The 19,264-nt window shown below is 56.4% G+C and carries 20 protein-coding genes; 7 read left to right on the top strand and 13 right to left on the bottom strand.

What is annotated here, in order from left to right:
• Positions 1–24 precede the first annotated feature (24 nt).
• Both RCH87_RS03475 and RCH87_RS03470 read right to left on the bottom strand, forming a co-directional pair.
• Complete coding sequence (locus tag RCH87_RS03475) at positions 25–720, bottom strand: ABC transporter ATP-binding protein (protein WP_306515361.1); 696 nt, start codon at positions 718–720, stop codon at positions 25–27.
• On the bottom strand, positions 720–1,226 hold the full coding sequence (locus RCH87_RS03470; protein WP_306515360.1) for an FtsX-like permease family protein: 507 nt from the start codon (positions 1,224–1,226) through the stop codon (positions 720–722). Before RCH87_RS03470 ends, RCH87_RS03475 begins: the two co-directional genes overlap by 1 nt.
• Here RCH87_RS03470 and RCH87_RS03465 point away from each other — a divergent pair.
• A complete protein-coding gene (locus RCH87_RS03465) occupies positions 1,206–1,484 on the top strand; it encodes an ATP-binding protein (protein ID WP_306515359.1) in 279 nt (92 codons plus the stop codon). The two genes, RCH87_RS03470 and RCH87_RS03465, sit on opposite strands and share 21 nt — an antisense overlap.
• A gap of 15 nt (positions 1,485–1,499) precedes the next feature.
• Positions 1,500–2,117, top strand: coding sequence for a response regulator transcription factor (locus RCH87_RS03460; protein ID WP_018120580.1), 618 nt, complete (start codon positions 1,500–1,502; stop codon positions 2,115–2,117).
• 64 nt (positions 2,118–2,181) lie between these two features.
• Here the strand turns inward: RCH87_RS03460 and RCH87_RS03455 are convergent, their stop codons facing one another.
• Positions 2,182–3,504 carry a hypothetical protein gene (locus RCH87_RS03455; protein WP_155896250.1) on the bottom strand — a complete coding sequence of 441 codons (1,323 nt, stop codon included), beginning with the start codon at positions 3,502–3,504 and terminating at the stop codon, positions 2,182–2,184.
• Positions 3,497–4,171, bottom strand: coding sequence for an ATP-binding cassette domain-containing protein (locus tag RCH87_RS03450; RefSeq protein ID WP_306515358.1), 675 nt, complete (start codon positions 4,169–4,171; stop codon positions 3,497–3,499). The genes RCH87_RS03455 and RCH87_RS03450 overlap by 8 nt, the downstream gene beginning before the upstream one ends.
• Before the next feature lie 401 nt (positions 4,172–4,572).
• On the opposite strand from RCH87_RS03450, the gene RCH87_RS03445 reads away from it, so the two are divergent.
• Positions 4,573–6,189, top strand: coding sequence for an FAD-binding dehydrogenase (locus RCH87_RS03445; protein ID WP_373690907.1), 1,617 nt, complete (start codon positions 4,573–4,575; stop codon positions 6,187–6,189).
• Between the two features lie 89 nt (positions 6,190–6,278).
• Here the strand turns inward: RCH87_RS03445 and RCH87_RS03440 are convergent, their stop codons facing one another.
• Positions 6,279–6,956 (bottom strand): type 1 glutamine amidotransferase domain-containing protein, encoded by a 678-nt coding sequence (locus RCH87_RS03440; RefSeq protein WP_306515356.1) that lies wholly within the window; start codon positions 6,954–6,956, stop codon positions 6,279–6,281.
• A gap of 464 nt (positions 6,957–7,420) precedes the next feature.
• On the opposite strand from RCH87_RS03440, the gene RCH87_RS03435 reads away from it, so the two are divergent.
• From RCH87_RS03435 to cobA, 3 genes are read left to right on the top strand one after another with little or no spacing between them, the layout of a single operon-like run.
• Positions 7,421–7,723: a prevent-host-death family protein gene (locus tag RCH87_RS03435; RefSeq protein WP_306515355.1), complete on the top strand. Its 303-nt coding sequence runs from the start codon at positions 7,421–7,423 to the stop codon at positions 7,721–7,723.
• 36 nt (positions 7,724–7,759) lie between these two features.
• Positions 7,760–8,212 carry a hypothetical protein gene (locus RCH87_RS03430; RefSeq protein WP_306515354.1) on the top strand — a complete coding sequence of 151 codons (453 nt, stop codon included), beginning with the start codon at positions 7,760–7,762 and terminating at the stop codon, positions 8,210–8,212.
• A gap of 9 nt (positions 8,213–8,221) precedes the next feature.
• Positions 8,222–9,043, top strand: coding sequence for a uroporphyrinogen-III C-methyltransferase (cobA, locus tag RCH87_RS03425; protein WP_306515353.1), 822 nt, complete (start codon positions 8,222–8,224; stop codon positions 9,041–9,043).
• Here cobA and RCH87_RS03420 read toward each other — a convergent pair.
• From RCH87_RS03420 to RCH87_RS03395, 6 genes are all read right to left on the bottom strand, one after another.
• Positions 9,003–10,001: a sulfite exporter TauE/SafE family protein gene (locus tag RCH87_RS03420; protein WP_306515352.1), complete on the bottom strand. Its 999-nt coding sequence runs from the start codon at positions 9,999–10,001 to the stop codon at positions 9,003–9,005. The two genes, cobA and RCH87_RS03420, sit on opposite strands and share 41 nt — an antisense overlap.
• An 8-nt stretch (positions 10,002–10,009) precedes the next feature.
• On the bottom strand, positions 10,010–10,828 hold the full coding sequence (locus RCH87_RS03415; RefSeq protein ID WP_306515351.1) for a sirohydrochlorin chelatase: 819 nt from the start codon (positions 10,826–10,828) through the stop codon (positions 10,010–10,012).
• Positions 10,829–10,844: 16 nt separating this feature from the next.
• On the bottom strand, positions 10,845–12,188 hold the full coding sequence (locus RCH87_RS03410) for a sulfate adenylyltransferase subunit 1 (RefSeq protein ID WP_306515350.1): 1,344 nt from the start codon (positions 12,186–12,188) through the stop codon (positions 10,845–10,847).
• Positions 12,188–13,201 (bottom strand): sulfate adenylyltransferase subunit CysD, encoded by a 1,014-nt coding sequence (gene cysD / locus RCH87_RS03405; protein WP_306515349.1) that lies wholly within the window; start codon positions 13,199–13,201, stop codon positions 12,188–12,190. Before cysD ends, RCH87_RS03410 begins: the two co-directional genes overlap by 1 nt.
• The gene (locus RCH87_RS03400) at positions 13,198–13,992 is read right to left on the bottom strand and encodes a phosphoadenylyl-sulfate reductase (RefSeq protein WP_306515371.1); all 795 of its coding nucleotides are present in this window, start codon (positions 13,990–13,992) and stop codon (positions 13,198–13,200) included. Before RCH87_RS03400 ends, cysD begins: the two co-directional genes overlap by 4 nt.
• Positions 13,993–14,213: 221 nt before the next feature.
• The gene (locus RCH87_RS03395; RefSeq protein ID WP_306515348.1) at positions 14,214–15,887 is read right to left on the bottom strand and encodes a nitrite/sulfite reductase; all 1,674 of its coding nucleotides are present in this window, start codon (positions 15,885–15,887) and stop codon (positions 14,214–14,216) included.
• A gap of 378 nt (positions 15,888–16,265) precedes the next feature.
• On the opposite strand from RCH87_RS03395, the gene RCH87_RS03390 reads away from it, so the two are divergent.
• Positions 16,266–17,696, top strand: a complete 1,431-nt coding sequence (locus tag RCH87_RS03390) for an FAD-dependent oxidoreductase (protein ID WP_306515347.1) — start codon at positions 16,266–16,268, stop codon at positions 17,694–17,696.
• Positions 17,697–17,965: 269 nt separating this feature from the next.
• Here RCH87_RS03390 and RCH87_RS03385 read toward each other — a convergent pair whose 3' ends face one another.
• Together RCH87_RS03385 and RCH87_RS03380 are read right to left on the bottom strand one after the other, a co-directional pair.
• Positions 17,966–18,319, bottom strand: coding sequence for a hypothetical protein (locus RCH87_RS03385; protein ID WP_201810000.1), 354 nt, complete (start codon positions 18,317–18,319; stop codon positions 17,966–17,968).
• A gap of 56 nt (positions 18,320–18,375) precedes the next feature.
• On the bottom strand, positions 18,376–19,264 hold an 889-nt coding region (locus RCH87_RS03380; protein ID WP_306515346.1), incomplete at its 5' end, for an IS3 family transposase.

The raw sequence follows: 19,264 nt of genomic DNA, 5'->3' as shown, positions 1-19,264 counted from the left end.
GGAACTATTCACTATGCAAGATTTTTACTTGATTTTGCCGTCGATGACTTCCACCACTTCGTCCACGTATTTCAACATTCTCCGATCATGGGTGACAACGCACGTCGCGATCCCCAAATCGCGTGATACCTGCTGCAATAGTTGCATGATCTCTTGAGACAATTCCTGATCCAGCGCGGAAGTAGGTTCGTCGGCAAGCAAAACATCCGGATCATTCATCACTGCACGCGCAATATTCACCCGCTGCCGTTGACCACCGGATAGCTTGCCGACGCTGCGGCTGCCAAGCCCCTCCAAACCCACCTTGGCCAACAGCTCTTCTGCCCGCTCCCGGCGCGGGGTGTGTCCACGCAGATGGTCGGTGATCAGCAACTGCTCGGCAACAGACAACGATTCCAACAAGTTCGGCTGTTGGACAATCATCCCGATGTGTTGGCGCCGTAATTCGCTGCGCTTTTCCTCCGAGCCGACGCTCATCAGTTCACCGGCGATACGCACTTCACCTTCCGTGGGCTGCAACAACCCCGCCATGGCCGAAAGCAAGGTGGATTTGCCGGATCCTGATTCACCCACGATGGCAGTCACCGTCCCCGGAAGAACCTGCAAGGACACCTGATCCAAAGCGCGCACGGTGCCGGTGCCGTCGGGGAAATCAACAGTGACGTTGTGGCAAGCGACCGCTGGATTTTTAACTTGCGTGTTTTTATTTTCAGTATTCATTAGGATTTTCCCTCCAATGCCGATGCCGGATCAATCTTTTTCACTCGTCGGGTTGCTACCAGTGCGCCACACATACCGAGCACCCAGATGCCCGCGGCGGGCACCACGATGGTGGTCCACTGCAAATCAAACGGAACAGACCCCCCGGCCCACACGCCAGCTGCCCAGCCGACGCCGGCACCAAGCACAACGCCGATGCCAACCACCACAGCGGCTTGTCCCAGCGCATCCTTCCACACGTACCCCGGGCTGGCACCAAGTGCGCGTAGCACGGAAAGATCACGGCTGCGCTGGATTGTCCACACGCTCAGAAACGCCACGGTCACCAAAGCACTAATGGCATACAACAACACCTGAATCAGCTGGAGCGATGCCTGCTCCGACCGGTAGGCAGCCAAGCCAGAAAAAGAATCCTCGACTGTTGCAGCACTATCCCCGGTCTGGTTTTCGGCATCGTGCCATTCCTCATCGCGCAAGGCACCTGCGTGCCGGTCCCGGGTGTCCACCGCCAGGACAGTGCCGACGACGTCGTCATGCGCGCGCGAAATCCGCTGCCACACCTGCGTGCTTGCCCAGACGACGGCCGTGGTTTTGACCCGGCGCAGGCACCCCAGCAAGACTCCAGCCACGGCTACGGGCTTGGTGGTATTCAGCAACGCATTGCTGCATTATCTGGCACAGTAAATATTGAATCGACCCCGGGTGAAGGCACGGTTGTTGCGGCCCGCATCCCGCTGACTTCGCAGCACACACCAGCTAGCTAGTTCCAGGAGACCACCATGATCCGCGTTATGCTTCTCGACGACCACCCCGTTGTCCGCGCTGGCCTGCGCGCAATCCTGAATAGCTTCGACGGGGTGCATGTCACCCACGAGGCTGCCGATGGTAGCGCAGTGGATGGGCTTGTCGACGGCAGCATCACTGATGTGGATGTGGTGGTGTGCGATATCCAGATGCCGGGGGTTGATGGCATCACCGCGACCAGCAAATTAGCGAAGGCAGGCGGTCCACCTGTGTTGATCTTGACGACATACGACACCGAAGCCGATATCGTCGCCGCTCTCGAGGCCGGTGCGTTGGGGTATCTGCTGAAGGATTCGCCCGAGACAAGTTTATTCGACGCCATCATCGCCACCCACGAACGCAAGCGCACGTTGTCGCCGGATGTGGCGGCAGCACTGGCGCAGCGGACTTCACAACCGCAGCAGAGCCTTTCGCAGCGTGAAATTGAAATTCTGCGGGAACTCGCCACCGGTGCGAGCAATAAGGCCTTGGCAAAGAAGCTTTTTATTTCTGAGGCGACGGTGAAAACGCACCTGATTCATATTTTTCAGAAATTGGGTGTGGAATCGCGCACCGCCGCCGTCACCGCTGCCCGGGATCGCCGATTAATTTAGACCGCCCCGGGGCGCCGTAGTCGAAATCTGGGGCACTTCACTTAGGCAAGAGATTCCTTTTCGGCTATTTCCTCGATCCCAAAGCGGCTTGGATCTCTTTGCCCTTTACACCCGAGAATCCCAGATACAGGAGCGGCACAAAAATCATGACGAGAATAAACACAGATATTAGTGGCTGCCAATACAACTCACTCAACATTTCAATCAAACTGATATTCCAGACGAACATCATGAGTAGTCCCAGAAAAAACACACAAGCAAGCACTAACGCCTGCGCCGAAAAAGCTATTGAAGCAAGTGTGAGCAGTAATGCGAAATGGTATTCACGACGCATAATCCCTAGTTTGAGGAATTTATGGAGACTACGGTTGAGCAATTGGCTAAGTATGAGACTTGCGGAGATAATCGCTAGTAGCGTAAAGGCTAGAGGAACGGCCATGAGGACCCAGAAATCCCACTGCGCAATACCGCCTTCTCCCATGGCGCGGGCTTGCATACCAGATGCGCTGAAAAGTAACGCAGGGATGCTTGCAATGAGGAACAGGAATAACGAGATGCCTGAAAAACGTGACCGATATTCGGAAGTCACAGATTTACTCAAAACGGGGCTGGGACGGTACGAGGATAACCTTGCAACGAGTGTCGTAAGATTGAGTGCAATACGCGGAGCCGCCTGGGGAACAAGAGTAGAACCAACAAGCAGTATCCCTACCGTAAAGAGAATTCCACCTTGTTGTCCGTTTTCATAAACTATTCCGAATATAATTAATGCGGTCCCGCCTAAAGCGAAAATCCCTCGCAAGAGCCAGCGTTTGATGGAGCGTAACCTTCTGAAGCTATTGTTCACCCTCGTCACTAAATTCGTGCTCAAAAACAATACCGAGATGGTTAGTGGAATGAAGAGGCTGATTATTGCGAGAACAATGCCGAAAAAAGTAGGAACGCCAAATCCACTGACCCTGATTAATGAAGTTCCATTATCATCAGGAAGCCATTCTAAGAGTGCAGAAAATGGTAAATAAAGCACGACTGCGAGGAGTAAGGCGCCGAGGAACGGCTTCCACATTTGCCCAAGCATTACGCGGATAAAGTGACGCCGACCTAGTCCAAAGCGTATAAGCGTTATGGATTGTTCCCGAAGGAGTAAAGAACCGAGAACTGCAAGCGGAATGTTCATGGCGATGGCGACAAATGTCGCCCAAAAGAGCATATTGCCACCAATAAACTTGAATTGGTCATCCGGAAACTCGTCAATCAATCGCGACCAGACTGAACCTAAAACAAGAACAAAGCTGGTGGTGATTCCGAGGGCTAGTGCGAGGACAAAGAAATATATTTTGGCCTCGCCGACGATCGACGCCCCAATTTTTTGCAAATTCTTATTCATGGTTTGCATCGTCCTTTTCCATAGTGATTACAGAATCAACGAAGCTTTCGACGACTGGGTCGTGTGACACCATGAGAACTCCCGTTCCCTCGTGCACCGCATCGTCAACGACACTGAATAAGTTGTCCCGCGAGTCGCTATCTAATGCACTGCTCGGCTCATCAAGTAGCAGTAATTTAGGTTGTCGTATGAGTCCACCAGTGATCATGACTCTCTGTAATTGCCCCTTTGAAAGTTCGGTCAGCATCTGGTTTACAGTGTGTTCTACACCTAACGATTCAAGAATTCCGACATAGAATCCTGAATTCACCTTTTTCTTGCAAATTTGTAGATTGAATTCTAAATACTCTTTTACCGTAAGGCCTGGGAAAGCTACTAGTTCTTGGCCGACGTAGGAAATATCGCTTCGGAGTAATTTTTGGCGGGTCGATACTGAGGTCTTAGATATGTTGAACTCGCCAAGTAGCACTACGTTTCCTTCGTGTAGGGGGTGTAAGCCTACGATTGCGTTCAGGAATGTAGTCTTGCCACATCCGGAAGGACCTGATAACAATGCTTTTTGCCCGTGAGTAAGCTCAAAATCTAGTGGCAACGCGAGGGGGCTGTGCCTTGGGGTCGCTTTGACGGCAACTGCTTGAACTTCAAGTACAGGGCTAACGGTTCTCACGGAAATGACTTTCTAATAGAGGAAGGAAAATAATCAGAGGGCTGTAGCTGAAACTGTCTGATAACCTCCGAAATGAGGGGTGGACAAGATACATGACAACCCGGATTATACGTAAACCTCTTTTAAAGTAACACAGATTATATTACCCCGAAAGATGCAGTAGATCACTCATCTGTCTCAATCTCAGTTCGGCGGAGGGGGGTCCTATACAACAAGTTGATTCATTCTCTGTCTTGGAATCGCGCACCGCCGCCGTCACCGCTGCCCGAGATCGTCGATTAATTTAGACTTGCAATATGACTTACACAACACCCAAGACATCGTCGCAAAGTGGCCCAACAAAGACATCCACAGACTCGTCCACCGCCCCCATCGTCATCGTCGGCTCCGGCCTGGCGGGCATGGTTGCAGCCTACGAGGCATTACAGGGCGGGAAACAGGTCGTGATCCTCGACCAAGAAAACCGCAATAACCTGGGCGGCCAAGCCTTCTGGTCGCTGGGTGGTTTGTTTTATGTGGGAAGCCCGGAGCAAAAATTGATGCGGGTGAGCGATTCTTATGAGCTTGCCTGGCGCGATTGGGAAAACAGTGCGGATTACGACGACGCTCCCCATGATCGCTGGCCGAAGGCCTGGGGCCAGGCATACGTGCAGTTCGCGGCCGGTGAAAAGCGAGAATATTTAAAAAAGCTCGGTCTCAATGTCTTGCCGACGATCGGCTGGGCCGAGCGCGGCAGCGGCGATGCCAGTGGTCATGGCAATTCCGTTCCACGATTCCACCTCACCTGGGGCACCGGCCCAGAAGTCGTCCGGGTTTTCCGCGAACCACTCGAACGGGCGGAAGCAACCGGACAACTCACCTGGCGCTTCCGCCACCGCGTGGAAGGCCTGCTACAAGACGAGTCCGGCCGAGTCACCGGTGTACGCGGGGTCGAGTTAGCAGCAGATGATGCGCTACCCCGCGGCCAGGCCTCAAGCAGAAAAGCCGTGCGTGAATTTCAACTGAATGCAGCATCCGTGGTCATCGCCACCGGCGGCATCGGAGGCAATCTAGCAAAAGTACGCGCCAGCTGGCCAAGCGATCGCTGGGGCCCGTGTCCCGACGATCTAGTAGCTGGCGTTCCAGCACACGTGGACGGCAGCGGCATCGACGTCGCCAAGCACGTCGGCGCAAACCTAGTGAATACGGACAGAATGTGGCATTACCCCGAGAGAATGCACAATTGGGACAGCATCTGGCCGCACCATGGCATCCGCATTATTCCCGGGCCGTCGTCGTTGTGGCTGGATGCTACCGGCAAGCGCTTGCCCACGAATCTGTTTCCCGGCTCCGATAACCTCGCTGCATTGAGCCATATTGGTAAAACAGGCCACGGCTATTCCTGGTTTTTGTTGAACTCCACCATCGCGGATAAGGAATTCATCTTTTCTGGTTCCGAACAAAACCCAGATTTAACGCAAAAAACAATCCGGCAACTGGCCAGCAAGCTTGGGCCCAAAACACACCCGGCCGTGCAGGCTTTCAAAGACCATGGCGTGGATTGGGTGATCGCCGATAACCTCGATGAGTTAACCGCAAAAATGGCCGCGCTTGCCGACGACGGCCTGCTGGACCGCGAGCGAGTCGCACGCACCGTTGCTGATCGGGATTCCCAGCTGGATAACCCGTTTTCCAAGGATGCCCAGGTGAATTATCTGCGCACGGCCCGGAAATTTCTGGGCGATAAGATCGTACGCGCTGCCGCACCACACAAACTCGCAGATGCGAAACATGGACCGCTCATTGCTGTACGGCTGCAAGTATTAACCCGCAAAACCCTGGGCGGACTGGAAACAGACCTTTCCGGGCGCTGCCTCGATTCAGACGGCAACATCATCCCCGGTTTGTTTGCTTGCGGGGAGGCAGCTGGTTTCGGCGGTGGCGGCATGCACGGCAAGAATGCGCTGGAAGGTACCTTTTTAGGCGGCTGCATCCATTCCGGCAAACGTGTCGGAGAAGCGCTCGCTAGAGACAAATAACCTGCCCCGGGGCAAAGCGGTGCCCTAGGAGCAGGTTAGCGCGGGCTTGTCAGTGCCCTGTAGAAGCGGCGGTTATTTCAGCGTTCGTATTAAAAGTCGCGCAGGATGCGCTGTGCCAGAGGCTCAGACGATGCTGGGTTCTGGCCGGTGTAAAGGCTGCGATCTACTTCGACGTACGGCTGCATCGGATCGGTCTGCTTAAAGTCAGCACCGAGTTCACGCAGGCGAGTCTCAACTACCCACTTGGCGGCTGCGATGGTCTCCTCGCCTTCTTCGGCGTTGGTAAAACCAGTCATGGTGTAGCCCTTAAGCGGCCAGTTGTCATTGTCCATGGCGAGCAAAGCAGCTGGAGCGTGGCATACCAGGGAAAGCGCACGACCGGATTCGATGCGGTCCTGCAGCAGTTTGGCGGAATCCTGGTCATAAGCCAGGTCTTCCATTGGGCCGTGGCCGCCAGGGTAAAAGACGAGGTCATAGTCAGCCTCGTTAACATCAGCCAGATTAAGCGGGTTGTTCAGCTCCGAGCCGATTTCTCCGAGGTAATTCTCGTATTCCGCGCGCTCGCTGTCGGACAGAACATCGAGGCTGTACTGGTCTACTACTGGAGCCTTGGCATTTGGCGTCGCAAAGTCAATGTTCCATCCAGCGTTTTTGAATACTCGGTGTGGAGCAATCAGCTCTTCGGCCCAGTAACCGGTAGGGCGGGCGCTGCCGTCGGCCAGCGTCCATTTATCTGCGGCGGTAACTACGAATAGTGCGGAAGGCATAACTTCCTCCTTATATATAGGTGAGCTATCTAATGTTCTTCAGATGTGTTGTACCCGCAAGTGCGTTGCACCCGGAAGGACAACGACACCAAGAATACGCTTCGTTGGATCTTCGTTGGCGAGATTTTTCTTCATGGGTCTTGCGGCAGAGGCAGAAAAATCCCGCTATTTCGGGCGGGAAATTCTCACTCACAGCAACATAATTGCTGCTCAAGACGGTATCGAGAGAAAATACGATGTACATGAAGCCCGAGCGCTGCACCCCTCAAGAAAAAAGGTGATTTGTCAACTATTTCACATTCTTGGAAAGCCGGTTGGTGGCGAGTGATGTCGATTCCCGGTCTATTTCGCCGCCCGAAAACCAGATCTGGGACAGTTAATGACATCGCGATGGGGCCAAGCACCCTGTTTAGCTTTTATTCACGCCCGCGCCGCTCAATTCATTTGAGATGTACTTTAAAAACATGGAACCAAAATCAATGACTGTCAGCCAATTTCGTAAGTCCCACGACCAAATCCTTGCGGAAGCACAACATATGCCTATCACCATCACCAGCCAGCAAAGCCGCGCCCGCGCCGTAGTCGTCTCCCCCTCATTTTATGCTCGCGCTGTTGCAGCATTAGAAGATCAAGAAGACATCCATGCTGCCGAAATTGCACGAGAAGAAACTACAGAAATCCAACACGAGGTTCTCAAAGAAGCTCTCGGGCTTACCGAAACCAGCACTTCTTCGCCCACAAGCGACGAAAGGAATTGGACGAATTAGCGTCTTTATAACGGGATTCACAGTAACCTTGTATCTATGAGGTTACAGACAGCTTTTATCCCGACGGCAGTAGCATTTTCTGTGTTATCGGCGTGCTCCACAGCCGAGAGCGAACCTCCGACGCCTGAAACACACATTTCAGTCACCACGTCTCCAACATCACCTGCCACGGCAACACAGCCCCAAGAAGCACCTGGCTCCTCTGATGCCGCTGACTCTCCTGACGCCGACCACAACGACAAACCCACTGCACCAGTTCACAATGACCACGGAATGTTCACCGTAAAATGCCAGGTAGCAAAAATTGAATCAGATCATGGCATCGTCGGATACGTATACGGAAACCATAAAACCAGCATCCCCATCGCCGAGCAGGATGCCGAGCAGTTCGTCCCAAAATTCGGCCCGGGAAACGAGAAGCAAAATTGCAGCACGGTCGAAGAATACATCCCTAGTGGAGCCTATGATCTGCATGACCAGGTGTTCTAAACTAGCGGCATGACTACTCCAGATTCCGGCCCAGATTCTGCCCCTACCAATGCCGCATCCGCCGCTGTCGCTGCCGATGGCCCAGCCAAGAATTTTCACCCAGTCAAGTTAATTGGTGGCGGCCCCGGCGCGTGGGATCTCATCACGTTACGTGGCCAAGCCGCACTGCACGAGGCTGATGTCATCGTCGCAGACCACCTGGGCCCCACCCCGTTTCTGGATCGATTGTGCGATATTTCCAGCAAAAAGCTTGTCGACGCTTCCAAGCTGCCGTATAAAAAGCAGGTCGCCCAAGAAGAAATCAACCGCATGCTCGTCGAATACACCCAAGCCGGATACAAGGTGGTACGGCTCAAAGGAGGCGATCCGTTTGTGTTCGGGCGCGGTTTTGAAGAAATCACGGCACTCGCAGAAGCTGGGATCGCCTGCGAAGTCATTCCTGGCGTAAGTTCCGCTTATGCTGTTCCGGGGTTGACACACATACCTGTTACCCAACGGGGCGTCGTGCATGCTGCCACCGTCGTCAGTGGGCACCTGCCACCGGGGCACGAAAAATCCCTGGTTGATTGGTCTGCACTGGCGCGCTCCGGGGCCACGCTGTCCATCATCATGGGGGTGCGCAACGCCAGTGCAATCGCGGATGCACTTATCGACGCTGGCCTGGCCGCAGCTACCCCCGCCGCCGTCATTCAGGAAGGAAGCCTTGCCGACGAGCGGGTGTTCCGCTGCCAGCTCGAACGGCTCGGCGCAACCATTACGGAAAATTCCGTGGAACCACCTGCGGTGATCGTCATCGGAGATGTAGCCGGGCTGGAATCTTCTGCTCAGTAGCGTCCGGATCAGCACCCGCTGGCTCACGAGTTACCGACTCAGCAGCCACCGGCTCTGTGCGCGATTCGGTGCTTGGCGCGGCTGCACTCTGCAAGGATTCCACCCGCATGCGTGTGCGGTATCGGTGCACCCCGTGCACGGTCAACGCGATACCCACCGCCATGATCGCTAGCTGCACCGGCCACACCGTATCCAATGGCAGCAGGTAGCGAATATTCAACGCAATAATCGCCGAACCCACCAGCCCGCCCAGGGCAACCGGGTTAATGCGGGAAATCAGCCAGGCAGCGATGGGGGCGGCAATGCTTCCGCCAATCAACAAGGCCACAACCGCGGCGGTATGCGAAACGATTTCCTCCCACAGGCCCACCACAAAACCAGCGGATGCGCCCGCGGCCACCAGAAACTCCGAGGCAGAAACCGTGCCGACGATATACCGAGGCTGTTGCCGGCCGACGCCCAACAGCGTGGAGGTAGTCACCGGACCCCAGCCACCGCCACCGGTGGAATCCACCAGACCACCCACGGCACCCAAAAATCCTAAAAATGGTGTGGAATATTCCGCCTTTTTTGCCAGCTTGCGTTTCGTGCGCCCTTGGCTAAATCGCCACACCAGGTTTGCCCCGATGGCCACCAGCACGACTGCGGTAATCGGTTGTGCCTTATCCAGTGGCAGATTGGATAAAAACATTGCGCCGACAAACCCGGCCAGTGCCCCGGGAAATCCCAGCCGCGCCACCACGGACCAATCCACGTTGCCAAAGCGGCAGTGGCTAAAACCGGATACCGCGGTGGTTCCGAGTTCTGCCACGTGCACCACGGCCGAAGCTTGCGCAGCACCCAAACCTGCGAGCCCCAGGAGGATCGTCGTTGAGGTCACCCCGAATCCCATGCCGATGCCGCCGTCGACAAGCTGCGCGGCGAAACCAGCCAGGGCGATAAAAATTAAACCTCTCATGATTTTCCTCAGATCTGCGCGGCTACTACCTCTGCGAGTGCCGTGCCTAGTGGTTGGGAATAGGTGATTCTGCGTTCTTGTGCTGCGGATGCTCCGGCTTGTTCTGCACCGGCTCGTAATCCACCGGCTGGTGCAGCATTAATTTCTTCGGCTTGGCGATACATTCGATCCAGCAACAAGCCATGGCTGACAAACAGCGGCACCAGGTGCATTCGCTCGTGGTGCTGGGCCAGCTCTGCCAACCGGTTCGGGCCGGTCGCAAATACGACGCTGATGCCATCGGCGCTGCTCTGTTCGGCATCAGACTGATTTACGTCGGGCTGATTTACGCCGGACTGATGAGCACCGGCCTGGTTCACGCCGGCACGCCTTGCAGCAACACGCCTGGCGAGCTTGTCGACGCTCGCATTGGCCGCATGGTCAGAAGACCCCACCGACACCAACACCACGTGCGCCCCAGCCGGAGCATCACGGGCAATCACCCGGGACAGCAATTCCTCCATGGCCAGGCCGGTGCCCAGCCCGTCGGCAAGCTCCACGTCCGCCCCGGCGCGCTGTGCCTGCTGGCGCACCGCAGCGAGTTGTTCCGGAACATCAACTTTTTGGTGAAACCCACGCGTAAACAGCAACGGGACGATCACCATATGCTTGTGCCCATCAGCAATCGCCTCGGCCACGGCGGTGCGCAGGTCAGGTTCGTTGAATTCCAGGTGGCTGCTGTAGCCTTCCACCCCAGCGCTGTTCGCGGCTGCTGCGCTGAGCTCATTGATCAAACCGACAGCCTGCGGGTGGCGTGAGCCGTGCGAAAGAGTAATCAGCGCAGTCATTATTAGCTCTCCCCCGTTACTTCTGCCCGATTAATCCCGCAGCCAGCGAGTTGCCATCGTGCGGATCCGCCAGCACAAAAGCGCCGCGTTTGCCACGAGCTGCGTAATCATCCACTGCGATCTCCACGGCGGTTTCTAATTCCACGGTGGCGATCTCGTTAAGCGCTAGCTGGGCTTGTGCTGTCTGTGACTCGTCCTGCGCTGACTGGTCCTGACCAGTCTCGATGCTGGCCACGCGCGCCTTATACTTGCCGCTGTCATACAGCAGGTGCAGTTTTTGCCCCGCACGCACGCCTTTATCGGACAAGCCCACCAGCGTGGCAGTGAATTTCCGCGTACTGCGCGGGCTACTACCAGCGGAAATGAAATCGCCGCGGACCAGATCAATCTCATCAGCCAACCGCAGCACCACAGAATCACCAGAGTGTGCCTCCTGCAGCTGTCCGTCAGCAGTATCGATGCCAACCACGGTGCTGGTACGCCCGCCGCTGACGGTGACGGCATCGCCCACGGCAACCGCACCGGTGGTGACCCGCCCGGCGTACCCGCGGTAATCAGTCTGCGGCTCACGGATGACGTATTGGATCGGGAAACGGAAATCCAGACCGGCAGCGATATCGCTTTCCGCCGGTTGGATGGTATCGAGCAGTTCTACGATCGGCTGGCCGTCGTACCACGGGGTGTGCGCAGATCTTTCCACCACATTGTCACCGGCCAATGCGGAGATCGGCACCACGCGAGTATTACGTGGCGCCAACGCACCAAACTCAGCTAAGGCGTCGGCAAGCTGGGCTTGGATGTCCTCATACACGGCCTGGTCATAGCCGACCAGGTCAATCTTGTTCACCGCGATGATCACGTCTTGGATTCCCAGCAACGCCGCGATATGCAGGTGGCGCTTGGTTTGTTCCACCACCCCATAGCGGGCATCGATGAGCAAGATGACGACTTCCGCCGTGGACATGCCCGTGATCGTATTTCGGGTGTACTGCACGTGCCCCGGAGTATCTGCGAGGATGAAGCTGCGCTGGTCAGTGGCGAAATACCGGTAAGCGACGTCGATGGTGATGCCCTGTTCGCGTTCGGCGCGCAGGCCGTCGACAAGCAAGGAAAAATCCAGACCATCGAAGCCGCGTTTCGACGAACTCGCCGCCACGGCTTCTAGCTGGTCCGACAGCACCGATTTGGTGTCGTGCAGCAAACGCCCCACGAATGTGGACTTACCATCATCCACCGATCCAGCGGTGCAGATGCGCAACGCACGGCGATTATTCAGGATGGTTGCGGTGGATGCGGTGGTTGCAGGAGCCGCGGTGGATGCTGTGGTTTCGGTTGTTGCGGTGGTTGCGGTGCTAGTCATCAGAAGTAGCCTTCCTTCTTGCGGTCTTCCATGGCGGATTCGGAGATACGATCATCAGCGCGGGTCGCACCGCGTTCTGTGAGTGGAGAAGCCGCGATTTCCGCCAACACCTCATCGATGGTTTCGGCTTCGGACAACACCGCCCCCGTGCAGGACATATCGCCGACCGTGCGATAGCGCACCGTGCGGGTTACCGGGGTGTTCGGGTTCACCGGGGCGGCCGGGTCTGCACCAGCTGCGTGTGCGGCTGAGCTGCCCGCACCCCAGGGCCCGGGAGATAGCCACATGCCGTCGCGTTCAATTACCTCACGCTGATGCGCGAAGTAAATGCTGGGAAGTTCCAGCCCGCGCGCGGCGATGTATTGCCAGACGTCAACTTCTGTCCAGTTGGAGATGGGAAATACGCGGATATTTTCTTCCGGCAATTTGCCACCGTTGTAGATATTCCACAGTTCCGGACGCTGCCGCCGTGGATCCCAGCCGCCGAAACTATCGCGCACCGAGAAAATGCGTTCTTTCGCGCGTGCCCGTTCTTCGTCGCGCCGCGCCCCACCGAGCACCGCGTCGTAGCCGCGCTGTTCAATGGTTTCCACCAGCGGGACGGTCTGCAGCGGGTTCCGCGAGCCATCGGCCCGTTCTTGCAGTTCACCGCGGTCGATCCAGTCTTGCAGTTTGGCGACGTGCAGGTTTACGCCGTATTTCTCGACGGTGCGATCGCGAAATTCCAGCACCTCTGGGAAGTTGTGCCCGGTGTCGATGTGGATCAGTTCCGCCGGGATCGCACCCGGGGCAAAGGCACGCCGGGCCAGTTCCAGCACCACGACGGAGTCTTTTCCGCCGGAAAACAACAGCCCGATTTTGTCGAATTGCCCCGCGACCTCGCGCAAGATGTGGATGGATTCGTTTTCGAGTTCGTGCAGGTGCGGCGATAACGCGGTGCCGGTTGGGTGGGTTGGCTGGCTGGTGTGGGGTGGTTGGTTGATTTGGGTGGGGTTGTTCACGCTTGTGCTCATGTGTGTAGTCCGCATTCTGTTTTGTTCAGTCCAGCCCAGCGCCCGGCGCGTGGGTCTTGGCCTTCCGCTACTGGCAAGGTGCAGGTCGCACACCCGATTGACGGGTAGCCCTGCCTGGTCAACGGGTGCACGATCAGGTCGTGCTTGTCGACGTAGTCTTCCGTGTCTTGCAGGCTCCATGTCACCAGCGGGCTGATTTTCAACCGGCCCGTATCGTCGAGGCTTAGCGCGGGTGCTTGTGCGCGCGTGGGGCCGTCGTCACGCCGCAGCCCGGTGACCCAACCCGCGAATGGCGAGAGGTTGCGCGCGAGTGGTTCGACTTTGCGCATCCGGCAGCAGGCCGTCGGGTTCGAGGCATAGAGCCGCGGGCCGTAGACCTCGTCTTGCTGGCTGCGTTCCAGGGCGGGCGTGGCGGTAATAAATTGCTGGTCGTAGCGCTGCTGCACCTGCTTGGCGACGTCGAGGGTCTCGTCGAAGTGATAACCGGTGTCCAAGAACAACAGGCTGGCGCGTGGGGCATAGCGACTGGCGAGTTCTGCTAACACGGTGTTTTCCATGGACATGGTCACCGCGATTTCGCCGGGCACGTGTTCGTCCGCCCACGCCAGGATGTCTTCGGCACTGGCGTCATATAGCGCGTCGGCGTAGTCGGTTACGAGCTGCCGGTTGTGCGCCGCAATGTCGTCGGCAAGCGGCTCCGTCGTGGTGGAAGCGCCTGCTGGGGACTGTTCCGGGTCGCGATAACTCTGCTCCGTGTCCGATGTTCCACGTGAAACATTGAGAAAATTCAGCGACTTGTGCAGGGAGTTCTGCAGCGCCTCATTGGTGGACACCGCCGGTTCCGGCGCGGCCTCCTGCTCATCCTGGCCGTGGAACTGCACGGAAAACACCCGCAGGCATTCGTTGCAACTCCAGGCAAACTCTGTTTCCTCGTCAGGGAACAGCCCCTCCCCCGCGCAATACGGGCAGTACAACGGGTGGTTCCGGTTCGGGTTCGGTTTCCGGCGAAACTTCATGACAAAGCCTCCTCATCCGCACGGACAGTCCACTGCGCAAAAGACTCGCCCTCTTCGCGTTGCTGCTTGTAGTTCTCGACGACGCGCACGACATAATCGCCCAGCTCACTGGCCAGAACCTTGTGGCCTTTCAGCTTGCGGCCGAAGTTCTGCTCAATGCCCAACGCACCGCCGAGATGCACCTGGAAACCTTCCACACGGTTGCCGTCGTCGTCGGTCAGCGTCTGGCCCTTCAAACCAATATCCGAGACCTGCGAACGCGCGCACGCATTCGGGCAGCCGTTCAGGGAAATCGTCAGGCTGGAATCAATATCGCCAATGCGCTCTTCGAGCTCGTCGACCAGCTCAATCGCGCGCGATTTGGTGGTGACGTGGGCAAGTTTGCAAAACTCCAACCCTGTGCAGGAGATGATGCCGCGGCGGAACTCCGAAGGTTTGGAATACAGGCCCGTGGCATCCAGGTCGCGAGCTACCTCGGCAAGCTTTTCGCGCGGAATATCCAAAAACAGCAGTTCTTTCATCGGTGTGGTCCGGATACGCGTGATCCCGTGCTTTTCCGCGGCTTCTGCAATCGCAATCAGCTGTTCACCGGTCGCGTGGCCAACAGTCGGTTTCACACCCAGATAGAAATTGCCGTCCTTTTGCGGGTGCGCGCCGATGTGATCACGGATGCCGGATTGCAACGGGGTCGGTTCAGCGTCGAGAAGCGGCTCATCCAGATACTCTGTTTCCAGCACCTCACGGAATTTCTCAATCCCCCACTTGGCGACGAGGAATTTCAACCGCGCACGGTTGCGCAGGCGGCGGAAACCATAATCGCGGAAGATGCCAACTACCCCGGCCCACACCTCCGGAACGCGCTCGATGGGGATCCACGCCCCCAGCGATTGCGACAGCATCGGGTTGGTGGACAGCCCGCCGCCAACGAAGCAGTCAAACCCAGGGCCGTATTCCGGGTGGTTTTTCCCAATAAACGCCACGTCCTGGATCTCGTGGGTGACATCCTGGCGGGAATTACCCGAGATGGCAGTTTTGAACTTCCGTGGCAGGTTGTGGAATTCCGCGCGCGGCAGATAGTTCTCTTTGATCTCTTCGATCGCCGGGCTGGCATCAATGATCTCGTCGGCCGCCACCCCAGCGGTGGGCGAGCCCAAGATCACGCGCGGCACGTCGCCGCAGCCCATCATCGTGGTCAGACCAACGGCATCCAGCCTGTGCCAAATCTCTGGGACATCCTCGATGCGGATCCAGTGCAGCTGAATATTCTGCCGGTCGGTGAAATCCGCGGTAGACCGTGCGAAATCCCGGGAAATCTCACCGACGACGCGCAAGCGCTCCGGGGTGGCTTGGCCGCCGTCGAAACGCACGCGCATCATGAAATATTTATCTTGCAGCTCATGGTTTTCTAATTGACCGGTGTATTCGCCACCGAGATTCTGCTTGCGCTGGGTATAAATGCCGAGCCACTTGAAGCGCTTGCTGATGTCATCGGCAGGGATCGAATCAAAACCTTGCTTGGAGTAGGTGTCGATCACACGCTGCTTGACCTCGAAGGCTTCTTGTTCTTGCTTCACCTCCTCTTCTTTGTTCAGCGGGTCGGTGCCGTCAATACTCCACTGCCCTTCTGGCTTTGGTTTCCGCTTTGGGCGTGCGGGTGCGTTTGTAGTCATAAGTTGCCTCACTAAACGGTTTCGGCGATGTGCTGGGGTTTTACTTCGGGTTAGTTGTAGATTTTGTTGTTCAACCGGAGAGTCACATTCCCGGCCGAACCAATGCGTTCACAGTAATTGAACCACTCGGTCTAACCCAATGAGACCGATCGGTCTATTTAATTCATACAAGCAATCCTGCATGCGACCTGGAGTAATGTGGCCCACATCATTTGAATTTAATTCGCTAGCTAGCAAAATAGAGACAAATAGGTTCAAATAGAACGTGCTTGCTTAACGCGAACCGAATAAGCGCGTGATCACGCACGCGCAGAAGAACGCACTCGCACGTGAAGCCAACAACTAACGACTAACAACCGAAAGGCACGATTAACGCGAATGACTACTTCCACTACGTCCGCAACTCCGTCCAAGCAGACTGACGCAGTGACCAGCAACCCCAACACCGAGGGCGATAAACCACTGAAGATCGCCGTCGTCGGTGCTGGTCCAGCCGGTATTTACGCCTCCGATATCCTGATTAAAAAGACCGGCGGCAACGTCGATATTGACTTGCTCGACCGCATGCCCGCCCCCTTCGGCTTGATCCGCTACGGCGTGGCTCCGGATCACCCGCGTATTAAAGGCATCATCAAGTCGCTGCACCGCGTGCTCAGCAACGAGAAGATCCGGTTTATCGGCAACGTCGAGGTTGGCCACACCATCAGCGTCGAAGAGCTCAAGGATCATTACGACGCCGTAATTTTCTCCACCGGCGCCGTCGACGACCGCGACCTGAACATCCCGGGCGCGGACCTGGAAGGTGTGTGGGGTGCTGGCGAATTCGTCGGCTTCTACGACGGTAACCCCCGCTTCGAGCGCAACTGGGACCTTTCCGCCGAGCAAGTCGCGGTCATCGGCGTCGGCAATGTGGGCCTGGATGTCTCCCGCATTTTGGCGAAGACGGGCGACGAGTTGAAGGTCACCGAAATTCCGGACAATGTCTACGAATCACTGGCACAAAACCAGGCCCACACCGTGCGCGTGTTCGGACGTCGCGGCCCCGCCGAAGCAAAATTCACCCCGCAGGAACTGAAAGAGCTCGACCACTCGGACACCATCAACGTCGTTGTCGACCCAGAAGATATTGATTACGACGAATCCGGCGAGGCGGCACGCCGCGCATCGAAGTCGCAAGATCAGGTGTGCCAAATTCTGGAACAGTACGCGATGCGCGATCCGAAGGAAGCACCGCACACGCTGCAGATTCACTTTTTTGAAAACCCGGTCGAGATCATCGGCAAGGATGGCAAGGTTGCAGCGCTGAAGACCGAGCGCACCGAGTTGACCGGCGACGGAAATGTGCAAGGCACCGGCGAATTCACCGAATGGCCGGTACAAGCAGTCTACCGCGCGGTTGGTTACCGTTCAGTGGGCATCGAGGGTGTGCCGTTTGATGAGCAGAAACACGTCATCCCCAACGACGGCGGCCACGTGCTCACCGAACCGAATGGCGAGATTGTGCCGAGCTTGTATACCACCGGCTGGATTAAGCGCGGCCCGGTTGGTCTGATTGGTAACACGAAATCCGATGCCGCCGAGACCATCGGCATGCTGTTGGAAGATATTGAGGCCGGCAAGCTGTCTGCTGCCGACAACACCGACTTGGTGGAGTTACTGGAATCCCGCGGCGTCGAAGTGACCAACTGGGAAGGCTTCCAGTTGCTGGATGCCCGCGAAGTAGCTTTGGGTGAGGCCGAGGGCCGCGAGCGCAAAAAGCTCGTGGAGTTTGAAGAAATGCTCGAAGCCTCCCGTAACCCGCAGAGCTAGCGGCTAGCACTAGCAAGTTCGACTTTCTGCGCGGTTTCCCGGCAGCAAGCTCCGCGGTTTCGCAGCAGCAAGCTCCACGGCTCCACGGCTGCAAGCCCCCGCAGTTTCACGGCTCCCCGTAAAAAACAGTAAAAACCCAGATCTGGGTTGTCAGATCTGGGTTTTATTTTTTTATTGACGGTCACGCCGGGCCGAGCGCTAGTCCACGTTAGATTTGGCTGCGCGTCCAGCTTTGGCTTCTGTTAGATGCACCTAAGTCCGGCCCCGATTTAAATTGGGGAAAGATCTGTCCACACCGGGTCACCGCCAAAGAGCATAACAACGGCATTAACTACGCTTCCCAGGATCATCAGCACGACGCCAAGCGTGAACCCGAGGACAATCGCGATTATCTCTACGAAGAATAAGGCCGGAGCCAGCAGTAAAAGTGCGCGACTTCGGGCATAAAGCCCACACCCAAAAACAATTACCGCTGCGAGAGCAGTAACGAGCCAATACGCGAGGTCCCGCGTAGGCTCCTCAATGACCAATAACCATGAGAGCACATAGAATCCCATGATCACCCAGCCCGCGTAGAGCGCAATGTTTTGGCGAGACTTCTTGCTGCGAGTGATCAAGGACATGCTTTCCCCTTTAAGTTTCGGACCTGACCCCCGGAAAGTGGACACATCGGGGATAGCTATGCTGCTTCAGCCAGTGTAGCCGAAGTCTCGGCTTCAAAGACATCCGGAGCTACAAGATTGCACCAAGAATGCCGCCTGCGCGTGTTGTAACGCATGCACCACCGGAAAACTTCCTGACGGCAGGCAATCGGATTGTCAAAGACTTTCCGATCACGCAGTACCTCCCGCTTTAAGGCGGCGTTAAACGATTCCGCCAAAGCGTTATCAGCACTCGTTCCCACCGCTCCCATAGACTGGCGTACACCCAGCGACGAGCAATGGTCCCGAAACGCCTGTGAGGTATACACACTGCCGTGATCGGAATGGAAAACAGCCCCATCAAGGCTGCCACGCACACCATGTGTGTGGGATAAGGCATCAATAACCAACGAGACACGCATATGGTCGGCAAGTGCATAACCTGCAAGTTTCCGCGAATACGTGTCAATGACTGTGGCCAAATACAGGTTTTTACCTCCCTTACACGGCAAGTAGGTAATATCGCCGACATAGACGCGGTTCGGCGTATCAGCGGTGAAGTTACGGCCTATTAGATCTGGCATGACACGGTGACCAGGCTTGCGCTTGGTGGTGATGCATCGACGCCGTTTGCTGAAGCCTTTTAGCCCCATGGCTTTCATGATTCGTGCAACTTTCTTGTGATTAACCGGGGTATACGCAGGGTCTTCCTTGAGGCTTGCCGCGATGCGTTTAGCCCCGTAAAGTCCAAGCTCATCATTAAAGATGGACCTGATTTTCACGCCAATAAGACCATCAGAAAGCTTCCTCACCTTGCGTTTTTCGCGGGTGCTGACCCATTTATAAAACGAGGAACGATTCAGCTGTAAAACATGGCACATCCGCTTAACCGAGTACTCGGTTCGGTGGTCATAGACAAACTGGAAG

The sequence above is a fragment of the Corynebacterium sp. genome, assembly GCF_030826625.1.
Lineage (GTDB): Bacteria > Actinomycetota > Actinomycetes > Mycobacteriales > Mycobacteriaceae > Corynebacterium.
The sequence above is the reverse complement of the archived record's forward strand: the minus strand, read 5'-3'. Positions and strand labels throughout refer to the sequence as shown.

Coding starts and splice junctions, on each gene's coding strand:
- RCH87_RS03390 (WP_306515347.1), top strand. CDS start 16,266: ATGACTACTTCCACTACGTCCGCAACTCCGTCCAAGCAGACTGACGCA.
- RCH87_RS03420 (WP_306515352.1), bottom strand. CDS start 10,001: ATGAGAGGTTTAATTTTTATCGCCCTGGCTGGTTTCGCCGCGCAGCTT.
- RCH87_RS03435 (WP_306515355.1), top strand. CDS start 7,421: ATGGAACCAAAATCAATGACTGTCAGCCAATTTCGTAAGTCCCACGAC.
- RCH87_RS03445 (WP_373690907.1), top strand. CDS start 4,573: ATGGTTGCAGCCTACGAGGCATTACAGGGCGGGAAACAGGTCGTGATC.
- RCH87_RS03395 (WP_306515348.1), bottom strand. CDS start 15,887: ATGACTACAAACGCACCCGCACGCCCAAAGCGGAAACCAAAGCCAGAA.
- RCH87_RS03385 (WP_201810000.1), bottom strand. CDS start 18,319: ATGTCCTTGATCACTCGCAGCAAGAAGTCTCGCCAAAACATTGCGCTC.
- RCH87_RS03460 (WP_018120580.1), top strand. CDS start 1,500: ATGATCCGCGTTATGCTTCTCGACGACCACCCCGTTGTCCGCGCTGGC.
- RCH87_RS03455 (WP_155896250.1), bottom strand. CDS start 3,504: ATGAATAAGAATTTGCAAAAAATTGGGGCGTCGATCGTCGGCGAGGCC.
- RCH87_RS03430 (WP_306515354.1), top strand. CDS start 7,760: ATGAGGTTACAGACAGCTTTTATCCCGACGGCAGTAGCATTTTCTGTG.
- RCH87_RS03410 (WP_306515350.1), bottom strand. CDS start 12,188: ATGACTAGCACCGCAACCACCGCAACAACCGAAACCACAGCATCCACC.
- RCH87_RS03415 (WP_306515351.1), bottom strand. CDS start 10,828: ATGACTGCGCTGATTACTCTTTCGCACGGCTCACGCCACCCGCAGGCT.
- cobA (WP_306515353.1), top strand. CDS start 8,222: ATGACTACTCCAGATTCCGGCCCAGATTCTGCCCCTACCAATGCCGCA.
- cysD (WP_306515349.1), bottom strand. CDS start 13,201: ATGAGCACAAGCGTGAACAACCCCACCCAAATCAACCAACCACCCCAC.
- RCH87_RS03440 (WP_306515356.1), bottom strand. CDS start 6,956: ATGCCTTCCGCACTATTCGTAGTTACCGCCGCAGATAAATGGACGCTG.
- RCH87_RS03475 (WP_306515361.1), bottom strand. CDS start 720: ATGAATACTGAAAATAAAAACACGCAAGTTAAAAATCCAGCGGTCGCT.